This window comes from Paraburkholderia sabiae (assembly GCF_030412785.1).
Classification (GTDB): domain Bacteria; phylum Pseudomonadota; class Gammaproteobacteria; order Burkholderiales; family Burkholderiaceae; genus Paraburkholderia; species Paraburkholderia sabiae.
In genome coordinates this window covers 1,512,388-1,539,191 of the sequence record NZ_CP125296.1, presented here as the reverse complement: position 1 = coordinate 1,539,191, position 26,804 = coordinate 1,512,388, and the positions used below count along the sequence as shown (strand labels likewise).

General features: G+C 60.1%; 26 protein-coding genes and 3 pseudogenes. 19 read left to right on the top strand and 10 right to left on the bottom strand.

The genetic code is table 11. The annotated features are described in order from the left end of the window. The first annotated feature begins 220 nt into the window (after nucleotides 1–220). On the top strand, nucleotides 221–1,552 hold the full coding sequence (locus QEN71_RS36350; protein WP_201662302.1) for an NAD(P)/FAD-dependent oxidoreductase: 1,332 nt from the start codon (nucleotides 221–223) through the stop codon (nucleotides 1,550–1,552). A gap of 34 nt (nucleotides 1,553–1,586) precedes the next feature. Continuing rightward, nucleotides 1,587–1,976: a RidA family protein gene (locus QEN71_RS36345; RefSeq protein ID WP_201662299.1), complete on the top strand. Its 390-nt coding sequence runs from the start codon at nucleotides 1,587–1,589 to the stop codon at nucleotides 1,974–1,976. A 59-nt stretch (nucleotides 1,977–2,035) separates the two neighbouring features. Here QEN71_RS36345 and QEN71_RS36340 read toward each other — a convergent pair whose 3' ends face one another. Both QEN71_RS36340 and QEN71_RS36335 read right to left on the bottom strand, forming a co-directional pair. After that, nucleotides 2,036–3,268, bottom strand: a complete 1,233-nt coding sequence (locus QEN71_RS36340) for a M24 family metallopeptidase (protein ID WP_201662296.1) — start codon at nucleotides 3,266–3,268, stop codon at nucleotides 2,036–2,038. Nucleotides 3,269–3,415: 147 nt separating this feature from the next. Further along, nucleotides 3,416–4,345, bottom strand: a complete 930-nt coding sequence (locus QEN71_RS36335; RefSeq protein WP_201662293.1) for a LysR substrate-binding domain-containing protein — start codon at nucleotides 4,343–4,345, stop codon at nucleotides 3,416–3,418. Nucleotides 4,346–4,595: 250 nt separating this feature from the next. On the opposite strand from QEN71_RS36335, the gene QEN71_RS36330 reads away from it, so the two are divergent. From QEN71_RS36330 to QEN71_RS36320, 3 genes are all read left to right on the top strand, one after another. After that, nucleotides 4,596–5,858: an aromatic ring-hydroxylating oxygenase subunit alpha gene (locus QEN71_RS36330; protein ID WP_201662290.1), complete on the top strand. Its 1,263-nt coding sequence runs from the start codon at nucleotides 4,596–4,598 to the stop codon at nucleotides 5,856–5,858. Nucleotides 5,859–5,863: 5 nt separating this feature from the next. Beyond that, nucleotides 5,864–7,006, top strand: coding sequence for a hybrid-cluster NAD(P)-dependent oxidoreductase (locus QEN71_RS36325; protein WP_201662328.1), 1,143 nt, complete (start codon nucleotides 5,864–5,866; stop codon nucleotides 7,004–7,006). A 95-nt stretch (nucleotides 7,007–7,101) separates the two neighbouring features. After that, nucleotides 7,102–8,004: a GlxA family transcriptional regulator gene (locus tag QEN71_RS36320; protein ID WP_201662287.1), complete on the top strand. Its 903-nt coding sequence runs from the start codon at nucleotides 7,102–7,104 to the stop codon at nucleotides 8,002–8,004. A gap of 149 nt (nucleotides 8,005–8,153) precedes the next feature. Here the strand turns inward: QEN71_RS36320 and QEN71_RS36315 are convergent. Further along, a pseudogene (locus QEN71_RS36315) lies at nucleotides 8,154–8,378 on the bottom strand (SET domain-containing protein); the annotation flags it as partial. A gap of 266 nt (nucleotides 8,379–8,644) precedes the next feature. Here QEN71_RS36315 and istA point away from each other — a divergent pair. From istA to QEN71_RS36300, 3 genes are all read left to right on the top strand, one after another. Beyond that, nucleotides 8,645–10,168: an IS21 family transposase gene (gene istA / locus QEN71_RS36310; protein WP_201662938.1), complete on the top strand. Its 1,524-nt coding sequence runs from the start codon at nucleotides 8,645–8,647 to the stop codon at nucleotides 10,166–10,168. Between the two features lie 6 nt (nucleotides 10,169–10,174). Next, the gene (gene istB / locus QEN71_RS36305) at nucleotides 10,175–10,963 is read left to right on the top strand and encodes an IS21-like element helper ATPase IstB (RefSeq protein WP_201662941.1); all 789 of its coding nucleotides are present in this window, start codon (nucleotides 10,175–10,177) and stop codon (nucleotides 10,961–10,963) included. 392 nt (nucleotides 10,964–11,355) lie between these two features. Beyond that, the gene (locus tag QEN71_RS36300) at nucleotides 11,356–11,634 is read left to right on the top strand and encodes an HU family DNA-binding protein (protein WP_201656810.1); all 279 of its coding nucleotides are present in this window, start codon (nucleotides 11,356–11,358) and stop codon (nucleotides 11,632–11,634) included. A 116-nt stretch (nucleotides 11,635–11,750) separates the two neighbouring features. On the opposite strand, the pseudogene QEN71_RS36295 reads toward QEN71_RS36300, so the two are convergent. Continuing rightward, nucleotides 11,751–12,019, bottom strand: a pseudogene (locus QEN71_RS36295) (DUF1488 family protein). Between the two features lie 114 nt (nucleotides 12,020–12,133). Beyond that, nucleotides 12,134–13,840 carry a site-specific integrase gene (locus QEN71_RS36290; protein ID WP_201656807.1) on the bottom strand — a complete coding sequence of 569 codons (1,707 nt, stop codon included), beginning with the start codon at nucleotides 13,838–13,840 and terminating at the stop codon, nucleotides 12,134–12,136. A 226-nt stretch (nucleotides 13,841–14,066) separates the two neighbouring features. On the opposite strand from QEN71_RS36290, the gene QEN71_RS36285 reads away from it, so the two are divergent. Continuing rightward, entirely contained in the window at nucleotides 14,067–14,429 is a 363-nt protein-coding gene (locus tag QEN71_RS36285; RefSeq protein ID WP_201656804.1) for a translation initiation factor Sui1, read from the top strand. Between the two features lie 438 nt (nucleotides 14,430–14,867). Here the strand turns inward: QEN71_RS36285 and QEN71_RS36280 are convergent, their stop codons facing one another. Then, nucleotides 14,868–16,838, bottom strand: a complete 1,971-nt coding sequence (locus QEN71_RS36280; RefSeq protein WP_201656801.1) for a lytic transglycosylase domain-containing protein — start codon at nucleotides 16,836–16,838, stop codon at nucleotides 14,868–14,870. Nucleotides 16,839–17,435: 597 nt separating this feature from the next. Here QEN71_RS36280 and QEN71_RS36275 point away from each other — a divergent pair. From QEN71_RS36275 to QEN71_RS36260, 4 genes and pseudogenes are all read left to right on the top strand, one after another. Next, the gene (locus QEN71_RS36275) at nucleotides 17,436–17,639 is read left to right on the top strand and encodes a cold-shock protein (protein WP_201656850.1); all 204 of its coding nucleotides are present in this window, start codon (nucleotides 17,436–17,438) and stop codon (nucleotides 17,637–17,639) included. A 17-nt stretch (nucleotides 17,640–17,656) separates the two neighbouring features. Then, nucleotides 17,657–18,055, top strand: coding sequence for a c-type cytochrome (locus QEN71_RS36270; protein ID WP_201656798.1), 399 nt, complete (start codon nucleotides 17,657–17,659; stop codon nucleotides 18,053–18,055). 148 nt (nucleotides 18,056–18,203) lie between these two features. Then, a pseudogene (locus QEN71_RS36265) lies at nucleotides 18,204–18,589 on the top strand (LysR family transcriptional regulator); the annotation flags it as partial. Nucleotides 18,590–18,700: 111 nt separating this feature from the next. Further along, complete coding sequence (locus tag QEN71_RS36260; protein ID WP_201656795.1) at nucleotides 18,701–19,018, top strand: single-stranded DNA-binding protein; 318 nt, start codon at nucleotides 18,701–18,703, stop codon at nucleotides 19,016–19,018. Nucleotides 19,019–19,228: 210 nt separating this feature from the next. On the opposite strand, the gene QEN71_RS36255 is transcribed toward QEN71_RS36260, so the two are convergent. After that, nucleotides 19,229–19,747, bottom strand: coding sequence for a hypothetical protein (locus tag QEN71_RS36255; RefSeq protein WP_342965387.1), 519 nt, complete (start codon nucleotides 19,745–19,747; stop codon nucleotides 19,229–19,231). 175 nt (nucleotides 19,748–19,922) lie between these two features. On the opposite strand from QEN71_RS36255, the gene QEN71_RS36250 reads away from it, so the two are divergent. After that, a complete protein-coding gene (locus tag QEN71_RS36250) occupies nucleotides 19,923–20,402 on the top strand; it encodes an Lrp/AsnC family transcriptional regulator (RefSeq protein WP_201656788.1) in 480 nt (159 codons plus the stop codon). Nucleotides 20,403–20,735: 333 nt separating this feature from the next. Here the strand turns inward: QEN71_RS36250 and QEN71_RS36245 are convergent, their stop codons facing one another. Beyond that, nucleotides 20,736–20,873 carry a hypothetical protein gene (locus tag QEN71_RS36245; RefSeq protein WP_201656785.1) on the bottom strand — a complete coding sequence of 46 codons (138 nt, stop codon included), beginning with the start codon at nucleotides 20,871–20,873 and terminating at the stop codon, nucleotides 20,736–20,738. 136 nt (nucleotides 20,874–21,009) lie between these two features. Here QEN71_RS36245 and QEN71_RS36240 point away from each other — a divergent pair, with 136 nt between their 5' ends. The 4 genes from QEN71_RS36240 (at nucleotide 21,010) to QEN71_RS36225 (ending at nucleotide 24,673) form a co-directional block, all read left to right on the top strand. After that, nucleotides 21,010–22,185: a M20 aminoacylase family protein gene (locus tag QEN71_RS36240; RefSeq protein ID WP_201656782.1), complete on the top strand. Its 1,176-nt coding sequence runs from the start codon at nucleotides 21,010–21,012 to the stop codon at nucleotides 22,183–22,185. A 51-nt stretch (nucleotides 22,186–22,236) separates the two neighbouring features. After that, nucleotides 22,237–23,454: a diaminopropionate ammonia-lyase gene (locus QEN71_RS36235; RefSeq protein ID WP_201656779.1), complete on the top strand. Its 1,218-nt coding sequence runs from the start codon at nucleotides 22,237–22,239 to the stop codon at nucleotides 23,452–23,454. 123 nt (nucleotides 23,455–23,577) lie between these two features. Then, nucleotides 23,578–24,147 carry a hypothetical protein gene (locus tag QEN71_RS36230; protein ID WP_377791580.1) on the top strand — a complete coding sequence of 190 codons (570 nt, stop codon included), beginning with the start codon at nucleotides 23,578–23,580 and terminating at the stop codon, nucleotides 24,145–24,147. 94 nt (nucleotides 24,148–24,241) lie between these two features. Beyond that, the gene (locus QEN71_RS36225; RefSeq protein ID WP_201656776.1) at nucleotides 24,242–24,673 is read left to right on the top strand and encodes a hypothetical protein; all 432 of its coding nucleotides are present in this window, start codon (nucleotides 24,242–24,244) and stop codon (nucleotides 24,671–24,673) included. 21 nt (nucleotides 24,674–24,694) lie between these two features. Here QEN71_RS36225 and QEN71_RS36220 read toward each other — a convergent pair whose 3' ends face one another. Continuing rightward, on the bottom strand, nucleotides 24,695–25,384 hold the full coding sequence (locus QEN71_RS36220) for a glycoside hydrolase family 19 protein (RefSeq protein ID WP_233472027.1): 690 nt from the start codon (nucleotides 25,382–25,384) through the stop codon (nucleotides 24,695–24,697). 132 nt (nucleotides 25,385–25,516) lie between these two features. Then, the gene (locus tag QEN71_RS36215; protein ID WP_233472026.1) at nucleotides 25,517–26,059 is read right to left on the bottom strand and encodes a TetR/AcrR family transcriptional regulator; all 543 of its coding nucleotides are present in this window, start codon (nucleotides 26,057–26,059) and stop codon (nucleotides 25,517–25,519) included. Nucleotides 26,060–26,319: 260 nt separating this feature from the next. Here QEN71_RS36215 and QEN71_RS36210 point away from each other — a divergent pair, with 260 nt between their 5' ends. Continuing rightward, nucleotides 26,320–26,574 (top strand): hypothetical protein, encoded by a 255-nt coding sequence (locus QEN71_RS36210; RefSeq protein ID WP_201656770.1) that lies wholly within the window; start codon nucleotides 26,320–26,322, stop codon nucleotides 26,572–26,574. Nucleotides 26,575–26,804: the final 230 nt, after the last annotated feature.

Here is a 26,804-nt window from a genome sequence, read left to right as displayed (position 1 = left end):
TGCCTGATGAAAACAAACGGTACTTAAGCTCATCATTTGGCTAACTGATGTTAGCTGGACGCCAACGGTTCCTCGGCATCATGAGATCAGGTTAAATCATCGAGGAAGCCGGTCTCCTTTACTTCTACGGAAAGGTAGCGGGTTTCGACCACGGTCCGCTGTACGCTCGCAGGCGCTCGAGGCGCGAGCGCAATGATGTTCCGATGAGAGCGGTGACGCCATGCATACCCGACAAGGTCTCTCTACCGCCGACGTGACGGCCGGTAAGTACCCTACCTATCATCTTGGTTCAGGCTGGAATGCGATGCTGCACGAGCGCCAGAAACGTTCTGGCACGAGTGTTCGCAGATTCGGCACTGTCGTGATCGGCGGTGGATATACGGGCCTCGCTGCGGCACGGCGCATTGCGGAGATGCAGCCTGATCAGCAAGTGCTGGTGCTCGAAGCGTCGGCCATCGGCGAAGGCTCGTCCGGGCGGAACTCGGGTTTCGTTATCAATCTGCCGCACAATACAAAAATGGGTGGCCACACCAGTCCGCTGGAGGTGGCCCGCAAGCAGATTGGTTTGTACGATTCGGGTTTGCGTTGGCTTGCGCAGATCGTTCGAGAACATGAGATCGACTGCGGCTGGAACCCGGTCGGAAAATTCCATGCTGCGGCGAGCGAGTCCGGCATAGAGAATCTCAACGCATCCCTGGCGCAATATCGCGACTGGGGCGTGAACTTCGAAGAGTTCGACCGCGATGCGCTGCAGGAAAAGCTGGGTACCAGCTACTACCGCTACGGGTTTCACTCGCCTAATAACGTTTTCGTGCAGCCAGCCGCGCTGATCCGGGGGTTAGCGGACAGTCTGCCTCCTAACGTCGTTCTGGTCGAGAACGAGCCGGTCGTAGAACTCAGCGAATCATCCCCGTTTCGGATCACGACATCCGAAGCGGAGTACGTGGCTGATCGGATCATCCTGGCCAACAACGGCTTCGCGAAAGCCTTGGGCATTCTGCGCGACAGACTGATTACGATTTTTACCTACGCAGCCGTCACGCCGAAGCTCTGCGAGTCGGAGTTGAAGAAGCTCGGCAACTCCCTGGAGTGGGGTGTCATACCTGCCAATCGACTGGGCACGACATTGCGCCGCGTCCAGGACGGACGTTTTATGGTGCGCAGTGCCTATTCATACGAGCGCGAGCAGGCGCCCGCCGATACGCTAGCGCAACTGACAAGCTGCTATCAGCGTCGCTACCCGAATATGAAGTCACACGAGTTTGAGTATGTATGGGGAGGGACAACGGCGTTGACGCGCAATGGCGCCACGTTCTTTGGTGAATTGCGCCCGGGTCTATTTGCGTCGTTGGGCTGCAACGGCGCCGGCGTGCTGAAGGGCAGCACATACGGCAAGCTGCTGGGCGAGATGGCTATGGGCGCCCAGTCCTCGCAGTTGTCCGACGCACTGAGTCTTGAAGGCCCCAACTGGTTGCCCCCGGAACCGATCAGACGCATTGGCGTCGTTTCGTCGATCAAGTATCAGGCGGCACTTGCCGGGCCTGAGCGCTAGTTTCTGTCGATAAAGTAAATCTGGAGGAATCAAGATGCCTGAAATCAAGCGTAGCCATGTCGGCAAGCGTCTGTCCGAGGTCGCTATCCACCAGGGAACGATCTATCTTGCCGGGCAGGTGCCGGATGACATCAGCCAGGATATGGCCGGTCAAACGCGCCAGGTGTTGGCATCGATTGATGCGCTGCTCGCAGAACACGGCTCGGACAAATCCCGCATTCTTTCGTGCCAGATCTTCCTGTCCGACACGTCGCAAGCCGCGGCGATGAATGAAGTGTGGGATGCTTGGGTAACGCCAGGGCATGCGCCACCTCGTGCTACGGTGGGGGCGACGCTGGCCCAGCGAGAGAAGTTGATCGAGGTCGTGATCGTCGCGGCCGTCCAGGTGCACATGTCGGATATCGGATCGGTGTCAGCCGGATAGCGATCGTGCGATGGGGGCAGTCGCGGCTTCTAACCAGGCCGCGACTGTGCGGGTACCGATCAGAGCCAGTCGGTCTCGAAGGGGAATGTCGAAAGGGGCACGCAACCGTTTTCTGTCAGATGCACCTGCTGTTCGAGCTTCACGCCCTCGTTGCCGCCCTCGTCGCCGATGTAGCTTTCAATGCAAAGCGTCATGCCCGCTTCGAACATACCGTTATAACCGTGGTCCTGGAAGTACGAGATCGAAGGATACTCGTCGACCATCCCGATTCCGTGGGCCAGGCAGCTATACCGGTTCTTGAAGAACTTAGCCGGCATGGTCCAGCTGCGCTCGGCGAATTCATTGAACGTCATGCCTGGCTGGATGAGGTGCATGTTCGTATGCAACTGCTCGTGAGCTGCGGCGTAAAGGCGCCGCTGGTCATCGGTTGGGCGGACGTGCCCGACCGTCCATGTGCGAGAAATGTCGGCGCAGTAACCGAACGGCCCCACGAGATCCGTATCGAACGCGATCAGTTCACCCTTGCGCATGACCTTTGGACTACATTCCTGCATCCACGGATTTGTCCGATTGCCTGATGCCAGCAGGCGCGTCTCGATCCATTCGCCACCGAGCTTGATGTTCTCGAAGTGCAGATGTGCCCATAGTTCCTGTTCGGTCATGCCTGGCTGCAACACGTCGTGCATGCGCTGAATGCCGAGTTCGCACACGTCGATCGCTGCCTGCATGACGGCGAGTTCGTCGTCGGATTTGATGGTCCGTGCCAGCTCCATGATCGCTTGCCCATCGACGACCTGAATGCCTTGTTCGCGCAAGGCATGCAGACCTTCGGGGTCGAGCCGGTCGACTGCGACTTGATGCTCCGATGGCGCGTGTTGACGCAGCAGATCCGAGATTTCGCGCGACCATTGCCTGGCGTTCGATGCGGCTTCAGGACCGGCGTTGAAATAGTTCCAGCACACTGCGCTCCGGATTTCCGCTTTGACGGGCACGTTGTGCCACACATGCTCACAGTTATGGAATTCGAAGCCGACTACCGGACCGTCCGCGAAGACCATGACGTAGCGCGTCGGGTTGCGGCCAGTCCAGATCTGCATGTTCGACGTGTCGGTGGCGTACCGGATGTTGACGGGGTCATACAGGACGATTGCGGCTACCTGGCTCGTACGAAGCTGGCGGCGTAGGCGTTCCAGCCTGTAGTGACGTACACGATCGAGCAGACCTGGCGGCAAGCCGACGGTGCTTTCGTCTGTCCCAGGTGTTGCGGCGTGAAGCGTGGAAATCCCCGACATTGACTGTTCTCCTGACATGATCTGCAGGCAGTATCAGAACGTCGATAAAGCCGGTCAACGGCCTTTATTTTCCCGCTCGCATGAGTTTAAGTCATCCGTTCGCGTTAGCACGCAAAGGTCGAAGAGGCGTCAGGCAACGGCCTCCCGCTATCGGGTCGCTGGGTCGCCGCGCAGCCACTCGATGAGTTGCGTAATGACCGGCGAGATCGTGCGGCCGTGCGGGACGACGAGGAAGTAACATTCGGCGGGCGTGAAGGTGGCGACCTCGATCCGCACGAGTTCGCCCGTCATGAGCAGGTCATCGACCAGCCGGCTCCAGCCAAGTGCGATGCCCTGTCCATAGCGGGCGGCCTGCACAGCGTCTGTATATAGGCTGCATCGCAATACCTTGTTCAGCCGTGATGGACGATAGCCGACCGCGCGGAACCATTCAGTCCAGTCCATCCAGCCTTCGGCCGTCGAATCGGATTCAACGAGTGCCATGGACGCGAGTTGTTCGAGTGACGTCGGTACTCCGTTTTCTTCCAGAAACCGTGGCGAACAGACCGGGAAAATATCGACATCGAACAGTAACGTTGACGTGCCGTCAGTCCATTGACCATTGCCGTAGCGGACAGCGGCGTCGACTTCGACATGGCGCAAGTCAGCCGTAAACATTTGTGTGGTGAGGCGTAACTGGAGTGGCGGATTGAGTCTCTTCAGATTGGCGAGGCGAGGGAGCAGACGAAACTGGGAGAACGCGGCCGTGGAGGCGAGCACGAGTTCGCTTTGTTCGACGCCTGTCGTGGACAGACGGTCAAACACGCCAGCGATCTTTTGCATGGATTCAGCAACCACCTGGTACAGCGCTTCGCCCTCTGCGGTCAGCTTGATGGAGCGGTGTCCGCGCTGGAAAAGCCGGACATCCAGGGTTTCCTCCAGGAATCGGATCTGCCGGCTGACGGCCGATTGCGTCACACCGAGTTCAGTCGCCGCAAACGTGAAACTGCCCAGGCGACCCACCGCCTCGAATTCAACCAGCGCGGTAAGCGACGGGACGATTCTGCGGTAACCCTTCGTTCCTCTGGACGTCTTCATCCGTTGTCTCTGATTCTGATGTTGTTGTGACAGTCAGGCGCCGGGATGCGCAGCTGCTTATATGCCGATTGAAACATCGACCATGCGTTCAATCGCCCTGCAGCGTGCAATCGATCCCGTCGATATTTTCGCATGACTTAAAGGAATGTCAGGGGGTAAATAAAGCGCATTGACGGTCCGTATTGGCGATCCAATACTCAACGTAATGCTGCACATAACGTTGCGGCGAAGACCAATTAAAGAGGCACTCATGTCGACCGTCATCCCCATCAAGACACATCGCGAACTCCTCGATAGCCGGCAGCCAGGTCACGGCATGCCCGGCGAACTGTTTGGCCGCCATGACGTCTTCGAAACCGATGTCGAGGTGTTCTTCCACAAGCTCTGGATTCTCGTTGGCGTAACGGCCGATGTGCCGGAACCGGGTGATGTCCATACGGTCGACATCGGCAAGGCTTCAATCATCATTGTCCGGGACGATGATGAAAACATTCGCGCTTACCGCAATGTGTGCCGTCATCGTGGCTCACGCATCATGAAGCAGCCGGGCAAGGCGACTGTCGGCATGCTTGTGTGTCCGTACCACCAGTGGACGTACGATCTGGACGGCAGTCTGCGCCACACCTCCCACATGGGGCAGGATTTCGATCCTGCCTGTCACAGCCTGATTCCGGTTCATCTGAAGACGGTCGGCGCACACGTCTTCGTCTGCCTCGCCGATGAGCCGCCGGAGGACTTTTCGAAACTCGAGAAGGTGATGACACCGCGCTTCGCGCCGTACGATCTGACGCGCACGAAGATCGCACACGAGCTGGAGATCGTCGAGAACGGCAACTGGAAGCTGGTGATGGAGAACAACCGCGAGTGTTATCACTGCGCGGCCACGCATCCGGAACTCACGAATTCGTTTCTGGCTGAGGACTTCGGCTTCTGTCCGGACGGCCAGAGCGAGGATGCCCTGAAAGGGTACGACGAGTACGTCAAGCGAAATGCGGCCAGCCAGGCGGCATGGGAGCAGGACGGATGGATCTGCGAACGCTTCGAGTCGCTCGATGAGAGTGTGCATACCAACTTCCGTACGCAGCGGCTGGTGATTGCCGGCGCCAATGAATCGCAGACCATGGATACGAAAGTCGCCTGCACGAAGTTGTTGGGTTGCCTGGAGCGCCGGGATCTGGGTGACGTGCACATGTGGGGTCACCATTCGTGGACGCACGTCATGAGCGACCACGCAGTGATCGCCTATATCCTGCCGCTTGCGCCTGACAAGACGCTCGTGCGCACGCTCTGGCTCGTCCATGAAGATGCCGTCGAAGGCGTCGACTACGACCTCAAGCGACTGACGGAAGTCTGGATTGCCACGACCACCCAGGACGCCGAGCTGGTCGCGAATACGCACAACGGTACTCAGGATCCCGCCTACCGCCCGGGTCCGTTTTCGCAGTTCACGGAAGCGCCACTGGACGAATTCTCGCGCTGGTACAACGCGCGTCTGAAAGAACACGGTGTGTGAGCGATATGGAAAGCGTCCTCGAACCCTGCATCCTTCAACAGAGCCCCGAAGTGTCTGATCGCTTTAGTCTGTCGTCTACATGGGAACGCGCGGATGCGCAGTGGCCGAGCCACGAGCAGCGAACGCTGGTCTGTTGTCGGGTAACTGACGAAACCCATGACGTCCGCACGTTCGTGTTTGCGAGCGAGGCCGGCCAACCCTTCTCGTTCGAACCGGGACAGTTCATCACGATCAGCGCGGAGATCGACGGCCAGGCAGTCAGCCGCTGCTATACGATCTCGTCGCCACCGACCCGGCCGTACACGTTGTCGATCACGGTCAAGCGGACACCGGGCGGGGTAATGTCGAACTGGCTGCACGCAAACATGGCAGCCGGCAAAACGTTGTCCGCGTTCGGACCGGCGGGTATCTTTACGCCGTCGGCCGGCCCGTCACGGAAGACACTGTATCTCTCGGCGGGTTCTGGCGTCACGCCATTGATGGCGATGACACGCGCGGCGTTCGACCTCGGACAGAATCGCGATGTGGTGTTCGTGCATAGCGCGCGAACGCCCGAAGACATCATTTTTGCGAACGAGTTGGCAGCGCTCGAGCAGATATCCAGTGCTTTTCGAGTCGTCCATATCTGCGAGGCGCAATCCGAGGAAGGTAACTGGCAAGGTCCCATCGGACGCCTGAGTCTCGAACTGTTGAAAGCGCGCGTGCCCGACTATCGGGAGCGGGAGGTTTTCACATGCGGCCCAGCCGGTTATATGGATGCCGTCAGGAAGCTGCTGCTTGACGGACAACATGATCCGGACCGTTATCATCAGGAAAGCTTCAACTTCGCAGAGACCGTCGAGGTCGTCGAAGCTGCGCCGGAACAACGCCCGGGCGATCAAACGTCGTCCTTTACTGTACGTCTTTCGCGTTCCGGCAAGACCTTCACGATGGAGCCGTCAGAAACCGTGCTCGCGGCCGCGCGCAAAGCGGGTGTACCGATGCCATCGTCTTGTAGTCAGGGGATCTGCGGTACCTGCAAGACCAGGCTGCTCGAAGGCACAGTCGAGATGAAGCACAACGGCGGTATCCGGCCGCGCGAGATTGATAAGGGGCTTCGACTGATGTGTTGCAGCAAGCCGACTTCCGATCTGGTTCTGGATCTGTAGCGGAGCGGGAGGATAGGGTGAGGAGGGCAGATACAGCCTTGCCAGACTGCCGCGGCAAACGACATTTCGGATTTCTAACGCTGCCGTCATACTCGATGATCGCGTTTGCAAACGCGATCGAGGTCCTACGAATCGCAAACTATGTCGAGGGCCATGAGTGGTACCGATGGACGGTCTACACGGTCGACGGAAGCCTGGCTGTTCCGAGCAACGGTGTCGTGGCCAGGGCGGCTCAGCCCTTCGACCACCGAGGCGGGCTACCTGACGTATTAATCGTTTGCGGGGGCATGGACATCAGGCAGGCGGCGAATGCGTCGCTTGGCGCCATCCTGCGTAGCGCCGCGCAGCAAGGTGTTGTGCTGGGTGGAGTGTGTAGCGGCGTCTTCGCGCTGCTTGCGGCGGGCCTTATGGAAGGACACCGATGCGCCGTACACTGGGAAGACGTTGCGGCGCTGGCGGCCGAGTTCCCTCGTGTACAGATAACCGATGAAGTTTTTGTCCTCGATCGCGACCGGATAACCTGTGCGAGCGGTGCGGCGCCTGTGGACATGATGCTCAATCTGGTCGCGGGCGAGATCGGTGCAGCCTGCGCAGCGCAAGTATCACGCTATCTATGCGTCGATCGGATTCGGGCGCCGGACGAACGCCAGATCAGGCCTGTGTCGGCAAGGCTGGGTGGCGTAAGGTCTGAACTCGTCGAACTGGTGGAATTGATGGAGGCTAATGTCGAGGAGCCGCTATCTAGCATGGATCTGGCACGGCTCATAGGCGTGTCGGATCGGCATATGCAGCGGATGTTTCGCGAGCAGCTTGGCCGTTCACCTGCCGAATATTATCTGACGATCCGGCTCAAATGTGCTCGCTCGCTCCTGCTTACTAGCGCTGCGGAGATCAGGGCGATCTCTTCGAAATGCGGTTTCAAGTCAGCATGTTCGTTCAGCAAAGCCTACCGCCGGGAATTTGGCCACACGCCTTCAGCAGAGCGGCGTGGCACCTGAAGCAGACTTCGCTCCTGGCGCGATAACCGCGCTTATCGCGGCTATAAGCCCAGTACTTCGGATCTTGACCACGGACGTCCGAACGACGCCAGAAGCGGCCATCGATTCGTTGGCAGCCTGAGCGGCCGTTGAGGGTCCGACATCAGGCGCCCGTAATCGATGAAGAGGTCGTCGCCCGACTCGATGGCCTCGGAGTTTGGCTCGCATGCGTGGTTGATGAAGCGTGCGCTATTGCCACCGCGACTGCCGTCGATGACCCGTCCATCGGAAAGTCCAAATACGAAGGTGTGCCCGTTCCCGGATCGCTGACGGGCGGCGGCGCGACGCCAGTTGGTCACTTCGCCTGCGTACTCGATGAGCCGCTCGCCTGCCGCGTGTCACTGACCGGCATATTCGAGCCATTCCGGGATCGGCGTAATCGAGCCACCGGATGATCGCCGCAATCGAGCCAGTGCATGATCGGCGCAATCGGGCCACTCGATGATCGGCGTATTAGAGCCACCGCAGGATCGGCGTAATCGAGCCACGTAGCGGGCTCAGTGTTCTGTCGGGCGGCAGCCCGAAACGCATTTCGAATTTCCACAACCCGGTACCTTCAGGCTTTTTGCCCGGAGGGCCGATGAGTCGAAGGAGGTTCGAAGTGTTTGAGTATCGACAGGTTCTGGCGCGCATGCGTCAGGGCGATTCCGACCGTGACATTGCCAGCGCACGCCTGATGGGGCGTGGGAAGCTGAAGACCGTCAGGCAGGTCGCGCTCGCTCGGGGCTGGCTCGATCCCGGTCGGCCCTTGCCGGACGACGCCGAACTGGCAGCGATCTTCGGACGCAATCCGAAGCTGCCGCGTAGCTGCGTCTCCACGATTGAACCGTTTCGCGATCTGGTGCGCGGCTGGTATGACGCCGACGTGCAGGGCACGACGATCTTCAACGCGCTTCAGCGCAACCACGGCTATACGGGCAGCTATTCGGCAGTGCGGCGCTTCCTGCTGCACCTGAAGGCCGAGCGCGGCGCGAGAGCGACGACGATCCTGGAGTTCGCACCGGCCGAGGCCGCACAGGTCGACTTCGGCGCCGGTCCGGTGCTCACGCATGAGTCCGGGGTTCTGCTCAAGACATGGTTCTTCGTGATGACGCTGTGCTGGTCGCGTCATCAATACGCCGAGGTCGTGCTGGATCAGACGGTCGAGACGTGGCTGGCCTGTCACCGGCGCGCCTTCGAATGGTTCGGTGGCCGCGTCGAACGCGTGATCATCGACAACGCCAAGTGCGCGATCACAAAGGCGTGCATGTACGACCCCGAGGTACAGCGCTCGTACGCCGCGCTGGCCGAGGGGTACGGCTTCCGGATCGATGCATGCCCTCCACACGATCCTGCGAAGAAGGGCGTCGTTGAGGCCGGAGTCAAATACATCAAACGATCCTTCGTGCCGCTGCGCGAATTCCGCGATCTCGCCGACGCCAACCGTCAATTGCGCGACTGGGTGATGCAGCAGGCCGGCACGCGCGAGCACGGCACGACGCGCGAGCAGCCGCTTGCACGTTTCGCCATCGAGAAGCCACTGCTCGCCAGACTGCCCGATGTGCCGCCAGTGCTGGCCGTATGGTGCGAGGTCAAGGTCCATACCGACGGGCACGTCGTCTACAAGAAGGCACTGTATTCGGTGCCGTTCACGCTCGTTGGCAAGCAGCTGTGGCTGAAGGCGACCGACACGGTCGTGCAGGTGTTCCACCGCCATGAGCTCGTCGCGACCCATCCGCGCCTGCGCAAGCCCGGCGATCGCCACACGGTGCGTGACCACCAGCCGCCTGAAGCGCAAGCGTGGCTCGAGCACGATCCACAGTGGTGCCTGGCGCGGGCAAAGGATATCGGGCCAGCCTGCCACGCGCTCGTTCTCGCGATGTTCAACGACAAGGTGCTCGTCAACCTGCGCGGCGCGCAGGGCGTCTTGAGGCTTCGCGAGAAGGTCGGCGATCAACGGCTGGAGGCTGCGTGCGAGCGTGCGCTCGTGTTCGCCAGCCCCAAGTACCGCACTGTCAAGGCGATCCTCGACAAGGGGCTGGACAGCCAGCCCACCGCAGCACCAGCGCCGACGCCGGCGCCTGCCGACACCTATCTGAACGGCGGCCGCTTCGGCCGTGACCTCCATTCCCTTCTGATCCATTGAACGCCTATGCATCCCAGTCCAGAACTGAACACGATCCTCAAGCAGTTGCGCCTCTCGGGCATCCTCGACTCGCTCGAGCAACGCAACCGTCAAGCCATCGACGGGCAACTTGCCTACACGGAGTTCCTCGCCACGCTTCTGCACGACGAGGTCGCGCGGCGAGAGCAGAAGAAGCTCGGCGTGCGGCTCGCCCGCGCTGGCTTCTCCCTAGGCAAGACGCTCGAGAACTTCGACTTCGACCGCGTGCCCAAACTCAACCGCGCTCACATCTATGATCTCGCCGCCGGCCGCTATATCGACGAGAAGGTCTGCGTGCTGATGGTCGGCCAAACCGGCGTCGGCAAGTCGCATCTCGCGCAGGCCCTGGGCCACTGCGCCGCACGCCAGGGCCGCGATGTCCTGTTCATCACGCAAACCGAATTGCTCAAGAAGCTGCATGCAGCACGGGCGACTGAGCTCTATGAACGCAAGTTGCAGCAGTTCGTGCGCGTTCCGGTGCTGATCGTCGATGACTTTGCACTCAAACCCCTGCGTGCGCCCCACGACGAAGACTTCCACGACCTGATCGCCGCCAGGTATGAGCGCGCGGCAACTATCCTGACGTCGAATCTCGACTTCAGCGAATGGGGCGACGCATTCCCCGACAACCGCATCCTCGGTGCTGCCACGCTCGATCGGCTACGGCACGGCGCCTACCGTGTCGTCATTGAGGGTGAGAGCTTCCGCAAGCCGAAACCGATGCCCGAAAACGGCGAAAACGTGGTTGCAAAATCAGGCAAAAAAACGCATTCTTGAGTCCCTTCGAAATCGCGTTTCGGGGCCATTCCAGGTGGCCTCATTACGCCGATCATCCCCGGCTCGATTACGCCGATCCGTGACACCGCGATCGGCTGTAAGGCAAATACGCCCCTGCCGTGTACGGGGGAGCCTCGTGTAGTGATGCATCGTCGTTGCATTGAATCGTACCCGTCTGTAGTCCGTGCGCCCTGTTCATCCCGCGAGCTGCGAAGCATAGCTTTGCGATTGTCCGTGTTCAACTTGAGACGTCACAGGCATTGAAAGGGCGCGTGAGGGTGCAGGGCGCTAAAACGGATTCGCTTCTGGAGTTGCCGTGCCCTGTGGACATGCGTTAGGGTGTCCGCTCGTCCCGCGTCTGTGCGGGGCTTTAAACAGAGGAAGGTTCTTACATGAACAAGCAGGAACTCATCGACGCCATCGCTGCCAGCACGGGCGAAAGCAAATCCAGTACGGGCGAGGCTATTGACGCCATCCTCGAAGTTGTGACGGCTGCTGTCACGCGTGGCGACACCGTTCAGCTGATCGGTTTCGGTTCGTTTTCCACGGGTGCCCGGGCAGAGCGCGCGGGCCGTAATCCTGCGACGGGCGAGACGATCACGATACCCGCGGCGAAAACCGTCAAGTTCACCGCGGGCAAGGCGTTCAAGGACGCGGTGAACGCGGCATAACTGCAACAGCGTTCCGATTCTGGCGGCGCGCCAACAGGCGTCGTCAGATCAGGAGGCGGTTTTCCGGGCTGACGGGAACGGTGCGGTTCGTTCGCATTCCCTGCAGGCCCGGATGATCAGGCACGGGCAAAATCATCCGGCGTGAGTTCGAGCGCGGCCACGGGATGTGCCAGCAACTTGCGTTCGGCGATCGCCCGAATGCGCCCGTAGCCGTCCCGGAAAGTCTTCAGGGTCTGCGCTTCACTGGCTTGGGGCCCCAGCCAGAAAAAGTCTGAAGTGTCGTGACGGGTATCGTGCACTCCACCGTGCGATCCTTGAAAGGAATGGCGAAGGCGACACCGTGGCCGTTCGCGACGATGCGAGGTTCGAGATCTACTGCTTCCATGGCGAGGCGTGGGTCGAATCTATGTGTCGCGAATATTCTTGCACAGATCGCGCGCTTCCTGAATGCCTCGCTCCGGGTTGGCGCCGGTAGAAACGGCACGTTCAGGGCAGCGCATCATTTGCGTGTCGAGAAAGCGTCGCTCATCTGCCGCGCCCGCTTGACCTCGTCGCTGTGCAGGTAAATCGAGGTCGTGGACACCGACGCGTGCCGCAGGTTGTCGCGCACCGTGGTCAGCTCGGCGCCGCGCCCCAGCGCATGAGTCGCATGCGTGTGACGCATCCAGTGTGGGCTCGCACGACGTAGCTTGTCGGCGAGGGGCGGGTGGTCAGTCTCAATCGAGTCTGCAGCGAGCCGGAAGAAGCGCCTGAGTACACCCCACAGCCGTACGCCGCTGATCGCGGTACTGCTGTCCGCTTCCAGGCTGCCAATGACGGGCGTCTCGGGACGCCAGCGAACGGCGACGACGGGCAGCCCCCGATCGGCCAGATAGCGGCCGAGTGCGTCCCAGGCGAGCGGCGGCAGCGCCACCCGCGCGATCTTGCCGCCTTTGCCCGATACCTTCAGCCAGTGCTCATTGCGTGCGTCTGTCTCGACATGCCCGAGCGTCGCACCGATGAGTTCGCTCGCGCGCAACCCCGTCGCGTAACCAAAATCAAGCAGGAATCGCAGCCGCTGCGCAGCAGGTACCGACCAGCCGTGTGACCATTCGAGGCCGTCGGCCATCGTACGGACCAGCCCCCATTCGCCTTCGGTAAAGGCGTGCGACGCATCGAGCGTGGATGTCGCGGTGCCGCCGCGCACCTTCACGCCCGCGAACGGATTGGCGAGCACGTAACGCTGCTCGACGAGCCAGCGAAACAGGGCACCCAGAATCAACAGCGCGTGCGAGACCGAGCGTGCCGACAGGCTGCCGTTGAATGGCCGCCATTCGGGCGACGTGCGCGGCCGCACCGGACCGGTCCACCGTCCACGCGGCATTGGATGGCGCAGGAACGTGCGGTAGGCGATCGCGTCTTCTGTCGTAAGTGACGACAGCGCACGGCCGCGCTCGACGATCGCCCACAGGATCAGCCGCTCGGCTTCCTTGCGGTAGGTGCGCTGCGTGGCGGGTGATTCGTGCAGCGACAGCCAGGTCTGCACGGCTTCATAGTCGTTCGACGCATCGAGCGTACAGGTGGCGCGCGGCGCCCGGAACGTCCCTTCTGTGCCGTCGACTTTGTGCGGTAGCCGGATGGATTCCCACGGCACGATGTCGCCCTGCTGGGTCGCTACGATCAGTGCACGCGCCTTCTCGGTGAGAGCGGGCCACGCCGCGAAAAACGCCTCGATTGTGCGTGCACTTGCCGCACCGAGGCCCGGCACGGCTTTCCACCACTGACGCCGGCGCGGAATGCGCACGGTGAGATCGGCGAGCGTCCGGATGCCATGCGCGTGCAGCATGCGCACCGCGCGCGGGGTGAACCACTGCGCGATGTCGTCGGCGATTTGTGGTTCGGGTGGACGTGCGCTCCGCAACACGTTGATCGCGTGCGCAACGGTCTTCGCATGCTGTTCGCGCTCATTCGCAGGATGCGAGAGGAGGGCGGCCAGATCGTCGCGATGGGCCGCGCGCGCGACGTCCAGCAGCTTGCTTCGGATACGACCGGGGACGCCGCGCGCCGACTTTCCATTCCCGAGCGCAGAAGGCAGATAGCGCTCGACGGCTTGCCGGACGGGCAGGCCCGCGTACCAGGCGCGCAGCATGGCGAGTTCATCGGCATCGGGAAAGCCGGGCGGTTCTGCGTGGGAAGGCGCGGGGAGGCGGTCGTGACACGTTTTCATGCTGGCGAGTTTAGTGCAAAAATAGATGCGTTATGATAAGAAAACTTATCTTAATAGTATGACTCGCTGTCACTTTTTTATGGAAATTTGGTTGTCGCTCACGTGACGGGGCTGTGATATTTCATTGAGTTTGGCAATCGCACACTCTGGCCGAACGGGTTTGGCCGCCTAGGTGGGGTGTGCCCTTGGAGTAAACTCGCCCCAATTAATCTTTGAATGCCCAATCATGAAGAGTAGTTCAAAAGGCGGCCTTGTCTATTCCACCGATGGCGGCCGAATGTGTCCCGAATGCAGAAAGGTTCTCGCGGAATGTGTCTGCAAAGCGGTTGCTAACGCACAACTAGCAGGCGACGGTGTGGTACGGGTGACGCATGTGACCAAGGGCCGGGGCGGGAAAAGCGTGACGATCGTTAAAGGGCTCGCGCTCGATCCTCTTGCTTTGGCGTTGCTTGGCAAGCAGTTGCGTACGGTCTGCGGCTCTGGTGGAACGGTCAAGGATGGCGTGATTGAAATACAGGGTGACCATTGCGAGCGGGTCATTGAAGCGCTCAGGAAGGACGGCCACAGCGCGAAGCGGGCAGGGGGCTAGCTACTTCAACGAGTGGCGACACAAAGAGTTTGACGGATCGCGTGCGGGCCAGCAGTTGACGTTCGCGCAACACTCGAAACGAGCATTCCAGCAAATGGTTCACCACAGGAACCGGCCGGAAACTCGATGGAAGCAAATCGGCCGTATGGAAAGCTTCACATAAGGCCGATCAGCGGGCATATCAAAGGAAGAGGGGAGGTTAGCTTCGGCGAGTCCGGCGGGGGCGTTGGACATAAAACCCGACGTCGAACGTTGACATACATGCACAACGTCAGACTACGTACGTGTCGCTTTATCGCGGCTGGTGAAATCCAGTTTCGCCTTCCCGGTTCCGTGTTGAGAGCTCATCCAGAGCGAGAAGGATCGTTATACAGTGTCGCGTATGCAGCCGCACCGACTGCACCCGTGCGACCCGCAGATCCAACGTTGAGTGCGATGTCATCGGGGTTCGATCTGGCCAAGCCGCTCCGTCAGCGATTGCGGGTGGCCATCAAACAGCGCCGCGTAGTACACCGTGTTCGCCAATACATTCTTGACGTAGTCGCGGGTTTCGTTGAACGGAATCGTCTCCGCGAAAATCGCACCTTCCACCCGACGCGGCAGGTTCGCCTGCCACTTACGCGGGCGCCCAGGGCCCGCATTGTAGCCAGCCGTCGCGAGCACGGCAGAACGGTCGAGCTGGTTGTAGATCATCGATAGATAGTACGTGCCAAGCAGGATGTTCGTATCGATGTCGTTCATCTTGGCCCGCGAGAGCGTACCGAGCCCGATCTTCTTCGCGACCATCGTGGCTGTGTCCGGCATCACCTGCATCAGGCCGCCCGCGCCAACCTCGGAGCGTGCACTGATGATGAAGCGCGACTCCTGACGAATGAGGCCATACGCCCAGCCGACGTCGAACCCGGCGGACTGCGTATCGCGCTCGACAATCGTGCGGAAGGGCGCCAGGTAGCGCAGCGAAAAATCATGTTCCGTCTGCGTCCTGTCGGCGGTGCTCACAGCCCGGTCATAAAGCTCGATGCGGCGCGCGTACTCGGCGACCGCGAGCAGTTGTCGGTCGGTCATGCCGCGCAGCTGCCAGTTCCACTCACGGTTGCCTTCCGTGCGCAGGCACAGCGCGTAAAAACGCTTTGCCAGCTCGAAGCCTGGTGTCCGGCTGGCCCGCTCAACTTCTTCGTCGGTCACCCTGGTCTGCGGCGGGATCACGATGTGCCGGCCGAGCGCTTCGGAGGCCAACTGTCCATAGAAGGTGTAGTTACCCGCGATCGTTCGGAGTGTCTCGTCGGCTGTCGCCACCTCGCTGCTCTGCTTCAACGCGCGCGCGTACCAGTAGATCCATGCGGGCTGCGCGCGCAGCGCGGCCGGCATCTGCTCGATTGACCAGCGCACCATGGTCCAATCCCCGACCAGCAGCGCGCTGCGGGTGCGCCACTGGTAGGCCTGACTCGACAGGGGCGCGTTCGCCGACAGCCGGTACCAGTTCACCGCGCCCGGTAGCTGCCTGATCGCCGCCTGATAGGCAATCGTGCCCCAACCGATAGCCCGTTCCGCCAGGCTGAGCGACGGTGCGATGGCGGTAAAGGTGGCCTCGGCGGCCTGCGGATCGCCGACCGCCAACTGTGTGATGGCGAGCAGCGCGAGTTGATGGGAGGCCGCGTCAAGTTGGATGCCTTTCGCGAGCAATCGACCTGGCTGGTTCGTCGCCTGCTGGAAGAGCAGCGGATCCGGGCGCGCTGCGCCCAGCGCATCGACCAGTCTGCCGCCTGTCGTCCTCGCGCCCTGTTCATAGGCCTGGCGAATCAGCTGCCACACGTCGTCCGGCGTGAACTGCTGGTCACGGTCGAGCGCGGTGATCAGATCCACGCAGCCGTCACCGTACCAGTTCGGCTCGACAAGCAGCGCCCGCGCCGCGTCGGCGACATTCTCGCCCCGCGTGGCACGCGACTCGAGCGCATAGCATTTCACCTGCGTGTCGTCGTCCAGGACGAACTTTGCATATTGCGAATCGAAATCGTGCCAGTCGTGGCGCGCCCCGAGCACGCGAAGGTAGTCGTTGCGCAGACGGTCTGCAATCGCCTGTCCGTCGTAACGTTGCAGAAATGACAGCACCGGTGCGTCCGGCGCGTCGGGATTCGCATGCCCCGCGCCAGTGAACAGACGCGGCTTGATCTGGAAATAGCTGAGATAGGCCGTCGCCGGATAATTCGGAATCAGGCTGGCGAGGCGCGCGGCGCGCGCGGGATCGTTGTCGCGTGCCGCGTCACGTAACTTGATGAAAATCTGATCGTCAGCGGACAACGAGGTGGATGGGGTAGGTTGTCTGGCTAGCACCGTGCCAGACATGATAAGCGTCACGGCGGCAAGGGCAAGGCCGACCGTGCGATACACCCGGTGAAGTCGTGCGGACATCGCTGTTTTCTCGTTGTTTCGGTGCAGAACATTGGGCCAAAGCTTATGCCGCAACCCGGCGGAGCGAAGCCTCGAAAAACACAGGACTCAACCCCCAATTCAGCTCTTTGCGAGCCGGATGCCTCGGCCACATCGGCACTTGCGTGTCCGCTGTTTCATGGCGTGGGCCGGGAGGGATGCTTGCTTCTGGGTGGTTTTGGAGCGGAGGGTCGAGACTGTTGACTGACCGGCGCGACCAGGACTCACGAGTGCTGCGAGAAGGCGGGTGATGGACCCGACCGCGGTAGCCGGGCAGCGGGGGCGCGGCGGGAATTCGGGCACGGCACTGAGATTTTGGCCAGCATCTCGCCGATGGTCCGGGTACAAGCTTCGTTTCCTGCGCGTCAAGACGGACGTGACCCAGATTGCGACATTCACTCGAGCATCTGTTCCCGGCAGCATGTTCGTGCCTGTAACCCTGCCGGGTCCACGGAGATCGCGGTCATGCCGATTGGCAGGTGCCGGGCCGGCGTGATACAACGTTATCCGTCGCAGCCGGACACGGCCTGCGAAATCGCATCCACGGATGCAACTCTCAACGTTCACAGGATCAAGAAAATGGCAACGGGTACAGTTAAGTGGTTCAACGATGCGAAAGGCTTTGGCTTCATTTCTCCGGACGACGGTGGCGAAGACCTGTTCGCTCACTTTTCCGAGATCAAGACTGAAGGTTTCAAATCTCTGCAGGAAAACCAGAAGGTAAGCTTCGAAGTCAAGATGGGGCCGAAGGGCAAGCAGGCTGCGAATATCAAGCCTGTCTGACCGGTCGGGTGTGTCGCATGCCGGCATTGTCGACGATCGTGCCGAGGTGTTGCGCCGTTTTAGTCGTGATTGCAGTTGCAATGCCGGCCCGGGCCGATCCGGAAGCCGAACGGACACGTTCCCAACTGACCGATGATCCCATCGTCAGCACATGGCGTACCTTACGCGCCATCGATTGCGCCCGCTGCCATGGCAAGGACTATGAGGGGCTGACGGCACCTTCGATTATTGAGTATGCGCGCACTCAGAGCCGTGAGATGTTTGTCCGGAGGATCCTTGACGGCGAGCCGTCACGCGGAATGCCTGCATATCGCGACAACCCCTCGATTGCTGGGCGCATCGACGATATCTACCGGTTTTTTCTCGGCCGTGCCGACGGCACTATCCCCGCCGACCCGCGGCCTGCGCAGCGTTAGTCAAAAGTCGGTCGACTTGCGTCTCGCGCATCCGGTAGAGCACGCTCGAATGACTCGCCCACCAGCCTCTCATTCTCAATGACACGACCACACATCTTTCGCGCCTGACTCACTGCCGGAAGGCTGCACATTGACGACCATGCTCGGACCTCTGGCGCGCGTTGATGAACCGCTCGGGCGCGAGCAATTACGCGAGCATCGCGCGGTAGTCGTGGCCGATTCGTCATGTACGATAGCTGGGCTTGCTTACAGCGTGCTGGGTGGCCAGGCCTTGCGACCATGCAAGCGAAGATACTCACGCAGCGTGATGGCCCGGGCGTCGGCTGGTTGCAGCGTCAGCGCGTGGCGTCGATGCTGAAAAATGGCGAGCTGGTGGAGAAGCAGGCCGCCGATCCGGGCGAGCCGACCGTGTCGAGTGTCGCGTGGCGGGATGGTCGCGCGGGGCGCGCGTTGCAACGGTGGCTGGAGCAGTTACGGCAGCCGCGCCTGGCCAGGCGGTTAGTACGTGTGGTGAATATGGCGGCTGGGGCGTGACACATGAGTGCGCATGCGTTTGCGTGGGCGGCGCAGCGTACAGTAGGGGCATACGTGTCGCGCCAGGTGGTTGGGTTCCTTGCACGACATGGCATCACAGGGAGAATGACGATGATTGATGGACTGGTGGGTGGGCGCCTGTACGGCGAGGCGCAGATTCGCACGGGGCAGAATGGCAGGCGGTTCGTGACCTGCAAGGTCCGGGCGACCACCAATGATGGAGATACGATATTCGTCAACGTGATTGCGTTCGACGATGACGTGCAAACCGCATTGCTCGCGCTGACTGACGCGGATAGCGTCGCGCTGAGCGGGGCGTTGACCCCAAAAGTGTGGACGGACAAGAATGGCCTGATCAAGCCCGCCATGGATATGGTCGCCCACAGGGTCATCGCGGCTTATGAAGAGCGCCGCGAGGGCGATGATTGAGGTGCCTTGAGGCCCGGCACTCGCATCCTTGAGATAGTCGACATACCGCTCAGGGTCGAGGTCTGTCTTTCCCATTGAGTCGCCACCGTTTGGTGACTGGCTCGTCGGTATGGAAAGAGAGTTCGTCGTCTGACGGCGAGTGTCGTAGCCGACACGAGCAGTGCAGTGGTAGCTGGCAAGGCAAGGCAGATACCTGCGACGCGGAGACACTTACCCGCCGCGCGAAACGCTACCGCGGCCGCGGTCCGGCCATTGCAGTAAGCTCCTGCAGATTTGCGTGTGTCCCGGCGCATTCGCAGCGAGTCCCTCGCACGCATGCCTGTTATTGAGCAATGAGTTAGCGTAGCTGATCGACACACTGAGATGGAGATCGTCGACGCCATATCGGTCTTCGACATCGGTGACCTTCGCCTGAAGGGAGACGATTTCACGCCCCAGACGGTTAATCTGTTCTCGTGCTGCCTCCTCTTCGCCGCCTCGCGAAGCCGGCGCGGGCACCAGTTGCTCGGGTGGCGTGGCAAGCTTCATGGACTTCAGTGTCTCGTAGGTTGCGGTAGAGAAATTTCTGTCTGCGAGCAATGCAGCGGCATCACTACAGATGTCCGTGAGCAATCTGATCTTCGTCTTGACGGTCCGCCCATCAATGCCCAGCACGGCCGCGATGCGTTCTTGCGATACCCGGTGGCCAACCGCCTGCGCGATCATCCGCGCGTCCTGCCCCGCCGTCAGCCGGTTGACATAGCGGTTGTAGGTGCACGTCTCGTCTTCCGTTGCCAGAAGGCAAATTGCCGATTACTTGTCCAGCTGGCGCAGGGCCTCGAATGCATAGAAAGTGAACGAACTGCCGAGACGGCGCTGCATGTGATAGATTTTTTCCGGAATCTTACCTGGAGCCTGAAAATCGATGGTCTCTGCTTCGCTGGATAGTTTTGATCGAAAACTGCTCGAAGAAATTCAGAAAGACGCCAACACCCCGCAGAATGAACTGGGTAGTCGCGTTAGTCTTTCGACTGCCGCGGTCAACAGGCGACTCCGGCGGCTATCGGAGGAGGGCGTTATAGAGCGATTTACCGCGGTAGTTTCACCGGAGAAGGTGGGTTGTCCGCTCACGATCGTCGTCAACATAGAAGTGGAGAGTGAGCAGATTGACATTCTCGATTCAATGAAAGCCGCCTTTGCGCGCTGCTCGCATATTCAGCAGTGTTACTACACGGCGGGCGAATGGGACTTTGTTCTGATCGTCACCGTGGAAGACATGGAGCGGTACAACGCCCTGACTCGCGAGCTTTTCTTTGCCAACAATAATGTGAAGCGCTTCAAGACGCTTGTAAGTATGAGTAGAGTAAAGGTCGGGCTGACGATACCGATGACGGAACGCGAGTGAATTTGCAAGCCGCCGATGTGAGGGTTTCGCGATTAGTCTTGCATTCGAGTTCATTCGTGGACGTTGCACCAAGTTCCGACCTCATTGTCACCAGTCAACTCAAAGGCGTACGTGTGTCCAGCAGCAAATAGATTCCGTCGTATTGCTCGTCACGTACTCGAGCCAATCGCTCGCGTAATGCAAGGTTTTCAGACTGTAGTTTGGCCACGGCGAGGCGCAGCCGTGATCGAGATTTCGTTGGCATACTTTGGCGCCGTGTCGTGGGCTTGCCGGCGCTGGATTTCCTTTGCATCTTGAAACGGCCTCCGCAATCAGCCACCCTTGCCGGTCTGATCAAGCTTGCTCATCTTCCTGATTTCCATTTTCATCATCATCGCGGCTTTCAAGCAGGTAGCGCTGATCTTCGAGTCCTAATGCTCTCCGCGCCAACTCAGGGTATTTCTGGTGTAAGACCGCGTCTTGCCGTTTCATCTCTTCGCGTGATCAAAACAAAGATATTTTTGCACCGAAGGCCTCAATTCAGAGACTTTTTACAGCCGCTCAAACAATATTATTTCCATGGTCGATATGCGCATTTCCCGAACCTCACGAGCAAGGACATCCGGCTATGGAAAGCACGCTGCAGGGTCAACTGAATAACCAGTTGAAGAGCTGGCGCCGTTATTTGCATCAACATCCCGAAACCGGCTTCGAGGAAGTCAACACATCAGGCTATGTGGCGAACATCCTGAACACGCTGGGACTCGAGGTTCACCGTGGTATCGGCGGAACCGGGCTGGTTGCCAATCTGACGGTGGGCGAGGGCAAACGCGCGATCGGCCTGCGCGCCGATATGGACGCGCTGAACATCGCGGAGCAGGCGCCCGATCGTGAGCATGCTTCCCGCAACGCCGGAAAAATGCACGCGTGTGGGCACGATGGACATATGTCGATGATTCTCGGTGCAGCGCGACTCCTTGCCGAACGGCGCGATTTCAACGGCACGGTGCGCTTCATCTTTCAGCCTGCAGAAGAACATGGTCGCGGCGCGAAGGCGATGATCGCCGACGGACTGTTCGAACGCTTTCCCGTCGATGCGATCTTTGGCGCACACAACATGCCGGGCATGCGTGCGGGCACGTTCGCAACGCGTCCGGGCGGCATCATGGCAAGTGAAGACAACTTCGTGATTCACATCAAGGGACGCGGCACGCACGCTGCACGTCCGCATATGGGCGTGGACCCGATCGTCATTGCTTCGCAGATCGTGATGGCATTGCAAACCGTCGTGTCGCGCAATCTCGATCCGAGTCTGCAGGCTGTGATTTCCTGCACGGAGTTCATCACTGACGGACTGAGAAACGTCATTCCATCGAACGTCATCATCAAGGGCGATACGCGCAGCTATTCACGCGACGTGCAAGCGCTGTTGGAAACGCGCATGCGCGAAGTATGCGAAGGCATCTGCCGCACGCACGGTGCCGATTGCACGTTCGAATATACGCACGAATTCGCGCCGACCGTGAATTCGGCGCAGTTCGTCGACGTCGCGGTGAGAGTGGCGCGCAATGTGGCGGGCAGCGACAGCGTCGATGCCGATGTCCAGCCAATGATGATCTCGGAAGACTTCGGTGCATTCCTGCAGGTCGTTCCCGGCAACTTCGTTTTCATCGGCAACGGCGAGTCGGCGGAGAACGGTGGCGTTCCCCTTCATAACGCCACCTACGATTTCAACGACGAAATCCTTCTGACAGGCGCGCGTTATTTCGCTGAAATCGCGCGGCTCGAATTACCGGCGGCGTGAGCCGGACTTCGATCACCGATTCACCTCGTTCATTACTGGAGTATCCGGCTCATGCTGGCAGTCAATCCGCGCGCAACGCGCACGTCGTATCCCGCTGCGCTGAAGGAGATCCTCAGCATCGATAAGGCGCAGGAAAGCCGCGCATGGCTTTCCTGCTGGGACAAAATCGCGCCTGGAATGACGCCGTTGCGCGAGTTGCCTGGGCTCGCAGCGAGGCTCAAGGTCGGCAGCATCAGCATCAAGGACGAGTCGACGCGTTCCGTATTGGGCAGCTTCAAGGCGTTGGGTGCGCCCATCGCGCTGGTGCGCCTGATTCAGCGGCTGTGGCCCAATCATGGTCTCGATGCGCGCGGCCTTTTCGATGCGCGCTATCGCGATCTGCTGACGCATTTCACGGTTGTCAGCGCTACCGACGGTAATCACGGAAAAGGGCTGGCTGCTGCCGCGCAAACGCTCGGATGCCGTTGCGTGATCGTGCTGCACGCGAATGTCAGCGTCGAGCGTGAGCAGGCCATTGCCGCGTATGGCGCGGAAATCGTGCGGATAAAGGGAAACTACGACGAGTCGGTCGAGGAGGCCGCGCGTCTCGCTTCGTTGAACGGCTGGCACGTCGTGTCCGACACGTCTTATGACGGCTATGAAGACATCCCGCGCGATGTGATGCAGGGCTACGGCACGATTGCAGCGGAGATCGTCGAGCAGAGCGATAGCAAACCAGAACAGCCGGCTTACACGCATGTCTTTGTGCAGGGCGGTGTCGGTGGTCTTGCGGCAGGATTGGTCAGTTACCTGTGGGAGTTTCATGGCGAGCATCGTCCGCGATGTATCGTCGTCGAACCGCAGCAGGCCGATTGTCTCTATCAGAGCGCATTGGCAGGGCGCGCTGCGCGTGCAACGGGTTCGGTCGACTCGGTGATGGCCGGGCTCGCCTGTGGCGAAACTTCGCCGCTTGCATGGAAGTTTTTGCAGCATGCCGTCGACGACTTCATGACCATCGGCGACGACGATGCCGTCCACGCGATGCGCATCCTCGCGGCCGGCAGCGATATCGACGCACCGATCGTCGCGGGCGAGTCGGGCGTAGCGGGTCTCGCTGGTCTGATCGTGTTGCTGCAGAACCCGCAGTGGTCGAGACAGGTGGGCCTCGATGGCGCTTCCCGCATCTTGCTCGTCAATACGGAAGGCGCGACCGCGCCCGCGACCTATCGGGAACTGGTCGGAGAGTCCGCCGAATCCGTACTTCAGCGGCAACTCGCCTGGCGCGGTTAACGATTTCTACATGTTCTCTCGATGGCACACGCTCCCGGTTCTTTCCACTATGGATGTTGCGAGTGCGTGCGAGTCACATGCACCTGCGCAAACGCATGTGTGTTCGATGACAAGGAGATGAACGTGAAGAGCAAACCTTCGATCTGTGTGACGGCCATGGCAACCGTCCTCTTGTGGTGGAGCGGCAGCGCGCTGGCGAACGGCCCTACATGTTCCACCGAAACACTGAAAGGTCCCTACGGATTCAGCGCGCAAGGAGAAATCCTCGGCATCATCGGCACCGACGGGCTGGTTCACTACGCGAAGTCGCGGCTCCTGATCAACGATGTCGCGATCGTCGACTTCGATGGCCGTGGCAACTTTACGCGTAACGACGCGGGCAACATCGGCGGCCTGCCGAAATCGAACGGCGCGTTCAACAACGTGCAGTTCGGCACGTATAAGGTGAATTCAGACTGCACGGGCACGATGGTCATCAACTATGGAACGAAAGCGGCGCCGGCCGGCGTGACGCTCACGGTGCAGATAGCCGTTTCCGGCGACGGCACGGTCGTCATGGGAGAGATGTCGAGCGAAACCGTCCCGTTCGCCGCGGCACCGCCGACTGTCGACGGCACATGCGGCAATCCGTGCTCGGAAGCGGTGCAGATCGGCTTTGAAGGGAAGAAGGTACTTGTCTACGGTTTCCGATAGACGATGCGAACTATGGAGGCGATGCCCGCACACCGGGCATCGCTGCGGCGCGATTAAAATATCGTTCGAAGCGCCGCTCTCTCCAAAGGAAAACATGAAACGACTGTTCGTCGCAGCTCTCGTCACCTCCTGTTTCATGACTTGCGTTCGCGCGCAAAGCAATGCGCCGGGTCCGCTCGTCACGCCTTCGGGCGAACTGCAATTCGTGCGGTCCGATCGCGATTTCGTCGGCATGCTCGACAAGCAAAGTTTCGATCGCTTCAGCGCCGGCACGCTCACGCATTTCGACGATATCGGCAATACGAATCAGACTGTCGCGCGCATGCTGGTGCAGACGGATTCCGGCCTGACGCTATACGACTTTCGCCACCGTCCGCCACTTGTGCAACGCACGGGCACGCGTATCGCAGTGAAGCGCGTGTTCTGGCAAGACGATGAAGTCGTGATGCAAAGCTCGCAGGGCTGGTTCCGTTTCAAGGGTGGCGTGTTGACGAAGCTGCAGTCGTCGAAGACCACTTACCATTGAATGCGCGCTTGCCGCAGCCGTTCAGTGAATCACGGCGATCACCTGCTTGTACAACGCGAACCGGTCCTTGATGCCGATCGTTCCCCCATTGATGCGACGCGTGATTTCCGCAAAGTCTTCGAGGTCGTTATCGTCCGTGCGGTCGTCCGCCAGTTCGTTGAGGCCGCGGCTTTGCCAATACCACGCGGCGCTTGAACAGGCATAGTCGGGCTGCACGAGAAGATCCGGCTGTTCGAGAAGTTTTGCATCGATCACTTTTGCAACCGCTGCGTAATTGCTGCGCCCGGTGAGCTGGATGAGCCCTCGTCCGCGAAAGACATAGCCGTCATCGCTTTGCTCGTTGCCATTGCCCATCCGGTTGGCGTAGACGAAATCCGCCAGTTTTCTCGGATTGTTGATATAAGGCTGGGCCGCTGCTTCATTCGGAAAACGCTTCGGCCACGCCCGCATCAACGCGGCGGCGCTGTAGTTGAGGTTCTCTTCGAGGTTGTTGAACTGACCCGACTCGTAGCCCGTCTGCGCAAGAAAGCTGGCGATACGATCCGGCGTATTGATGCCGAACTTCGGCAGCGCGGTATTCAGACTGTTTGCCCATGCGTGAGGCGATTTGCAGCGCGGGAAGACACGCTTGATGGAATCAGCGTCTAACATAACTCCTCCGTTACCTATCGAGCACACTGCTCGCGCAACGCGCGAGCGATGCCGCAGCACGGATCGTTTCGGGTCGCGCAACCGAATGGCAGCCTGTTTCGACGACGGACCAGCGGCCATCTACTGGGTTAAACGAATCTGTGGCCGCTGTAATGCAAAAAAGCCTGGCGACGGACGATGCCGGACGTTTGCTCATTCATTGAAAGGAATCATCGCCAGCAATTGCGCAACGCCGGCACGCAGCTTGCGTTTGCTGGCGCCGTCGGCGGCCTGGACGGACAGGCCGCAGAACACCGACATGCACAAGGTTGCCAGCGCTACAGCGTCCGAGTGATGGACGAGTTCGCCTTGTTCGACGGCTTTTTTCAGGCGCTTTTCGACCGTCCGGGCAACCTTCAGCCGCAACTCCTGAAGGAAGTTGCGCAACTCGACGTGCTCCGCGCCGATCCCCGCGCCGCCGAGAAAAATCATGCAACCGCGAGAGCGCTGTCCTCCTGTGAAGAGATCGATGCTCGTCTCGAACATGGTCTCGAGGCTTTCGCGCAACGTAACGCCCGATTCGAACTTCCGGAGCGCCGCGCCGCCTTCGGCACGCACGTATAGCTCGATTGCCTCGCGATAGAGGCTTTCCTTGTTGCCGAACGCCGCGTAGATGCTGGGCGAGTTGACGCCCATGGCGTCGACGAGATCCGACATCGAGCACATGTCGAAGCCCTTTGCCCAGAAGAGATCCATCGCGCTCCTGAGCGCGGCGGTGCGTTCGAATGCTCTGGGCCTGCCACGTCCTTTCGCTTCGCCCAAACTGGCTGGCTCCATCTCCGCTCCCATCGACCGATTGTCGTCAAATCACGAAAACTGAATTCTATGTCGATCATAACAAAATTATGGACGCGACAATCCGGTCGTGCTTCAATATTTGTAATGGTCGTCACAGAAATAGCGCGGCGAACGATCGGATATCATGCGCGGCGCTTTAACGTCTAAAGGAGTGTGGAATGAAGCCGATTTTCTCGTCACTTTTTGCCGCCTTGCTGCTCGCCGCGCCGATGCTGTCGCACGCGCAAGCGGTTTCGGAGGCAAAGGCTGACTCGCCCGTGTTCACGGTTTATGTCGATACGCCCACGGGCTACACGTTCGTGAAGCTGCCCGACGGCTGGAAATACGTGGGCGCTGTGACGCAGGAAGATGCGCGTCTCGTGCAGAGCGGCGCGATGCCGAAAGCGACGTCATCGGCGAAACAGTCGAGTTAAGAAAAAGAAGGATTGGGTGAGCGCTGTGGCTTCTGCAAACAGCGCTCACAGCCGCAGAACGAGTGATTCTGTCCCCTCATTCTTCCGCTTGCGTCCCCAGAAATAAAAATGCAACGCAGCGGTAAAGGTACGGAGATTCCAGCCGTAATCCTTGAAGCAAGCTTGATCGTGCTATCGGATGGCACCGCTTGTTGCCGTCAAGTGGACGGCAATCTGAATTGGGGAAAGAA

What these genes read in the sequence shown, in the direction of transcription:
- QEN71_RS36350 (WP_201662302.1), top strand. Translation starts at nt 221, where the DNA reads ATGCATACCCGACAAGGTCTCTCTACCGCCGACGTGACGGCCGGTAAG.
- QEN71_RS36345 (WP_201662299.1), top strand. Translation starts at nt 1,587, where the DNA reads ATGCCTGAAATCAAGCGTAGCCATGTCGGCAAGCGTCTGTCCGAGGTC.
- QEN71_RS36340 (WP_201662296.1), bottom strand. Translation starts at nt 3,268, where the DNA reads ATGTCGGGGATTTCCACGCTTCACGCCGCAACACCTGGGACAGACGAA.
- QEN71_RS36335 (WP_201662293.1), bottom strand. Translation starts at nt 4,345, where the DNA reads ATGAAGACGTCCAGAGGAACGAAGGGTTACCGCAGAATCGTCCCGTCG.
- QEN71_RS36330 (WP_201662290.1), top strand. Translation starts at nt 4,596, where the DNA reads ATGTCGACCGTCATCCCCATCAAGACACATCGCGAACTCCTCGATAGC.
- QEN71_RS36325 (WP_201662328.1), top strand. Translation starts at nt 5,864, where the DNA reads ATGGAAAGCGTCCTCGAACCCTGCATCCTTCAACAGAGCCCCGAAGTG.
- QEN71_RS36320 (WP_201662287.1), top strand. Translation starts at nt 7,102, where the DNA reads ATGATCGCGTTTGCAAACGCGATCGAGGTCCTACGAATCGCAAACTAT.
- istB (WP_201662941.1), top strand. Translation starts at nt 10,175, where the DNA reads ATGCATCCCAGTCCAGAACTGAACACGATCCTCAAGCAGTTGCGCCTC.
- QEN71_RS36300 (WP_201656810.1), top strand. Translation starts at nt 11,356, where the DNA reads ATGAACAAGCAGGAACTCATCGACGCCATCGCTGCCAGCACGGGCGAA.
- QEN71_RS36290 (WP_201656807.1), bottom strand. Translation starts at nt 13,840, where the DNA reads ATGAAAACGTGTCACGACCGCCTCCCCGCGCCTTCCCACGCAGAACCG.
- QEN71_RS36285 (WP_201656804.1), top strand. Translation starts at nt 14,067, where the DNA reads ATGAAGAGTAGTTCAAAAGGCGGCCTTGTCTATTCCACCGATGGCGGC.
- QEN71_RS36280 (WP_201656801.1), bottom strand. Translation starts at nt 16,838, where the DNA reads ATGTCCGCACGACTTCACCGGGTGTATCGCACGGTCGGCCTTGCCCTT.
- QEN71_RS36275 (WP_201656850.1), top strand. Translation starts at nt 17,436, where the DNA reads ATGGCAACGGGTACAGTTAAGTGGTTCAACGATGCGAAAGGCTTTGGC.
- QEN71_RS36270 (WP_201656798.1), top strand. Translation starts at nt 17,657, where the DNA reads ATGCCGGCATTGTCGACGATCGTGCCGAGGTGTTGCGCCGTTTTAGTC.
- QEN71_RS36260 (WP_201656795.1), top strand. Translation starts at nt 18,701, where the DNA reads ATGATTGATGGACTGGTGGGTGGGCGCCTGTACGGCGAGGCGCAGATT.
- QEN71_RS36250 (WP_201656788.1), top strand. Translation starts at nt 19,923, where the DNA reads ATGGTCTCTGCTTCGCTGGATAGTTTTGATCGAAAACTGCTCGAAGAA.
- QEN71_RS36245 (WP_201656785.1), bottom strand. Translation starts at nt 20,873, where the DNA reads ATGAAACGGCAAGACGCGGTCTTACACCAGAAATACCCTGAGTTGGCG.
- QEN71_RS36240 (WP_201656782.1), top strand. Translation starts at nt 21,010, where the DNA reads ATGGAAAGCACGCTGCAGGGTCAACTGAATAACCAGTTGAAGAGCTGG.
- QEN71_RS36235 (WP_201656779.1), top strand. Translation starts at nt 22,237, where the DNA reads ATGCTGGCAGTCAATCCGCGCGCAACGCGCACGTCGTATCCCGCTGCG.
- QEN71_RS36225 (WP_201656776.1), top strand. Translation starts at nt 24,242, where the DNA reads ATGAAACGACTGTTCGTCGCAGCTCTCGTCACCTCCTGTTTCATGACT.
- QEN71_RS36215 (WP_233472026.1), bottom strand. Translation starts at nt 26,059, where the DNA reads ATGGATCTCTTCTGGGCAAAGGGCTTCGACATGTGCTCGATGTCGGAT.
- QEN71_RS36210 (WP_201656770.1), top strand. Translation starts at nt 26,320, where the DNA reads ATGAAGCCGATTTTCTCGTCACTTTTTGCCGCCTTGCTGCTCGCCGCG.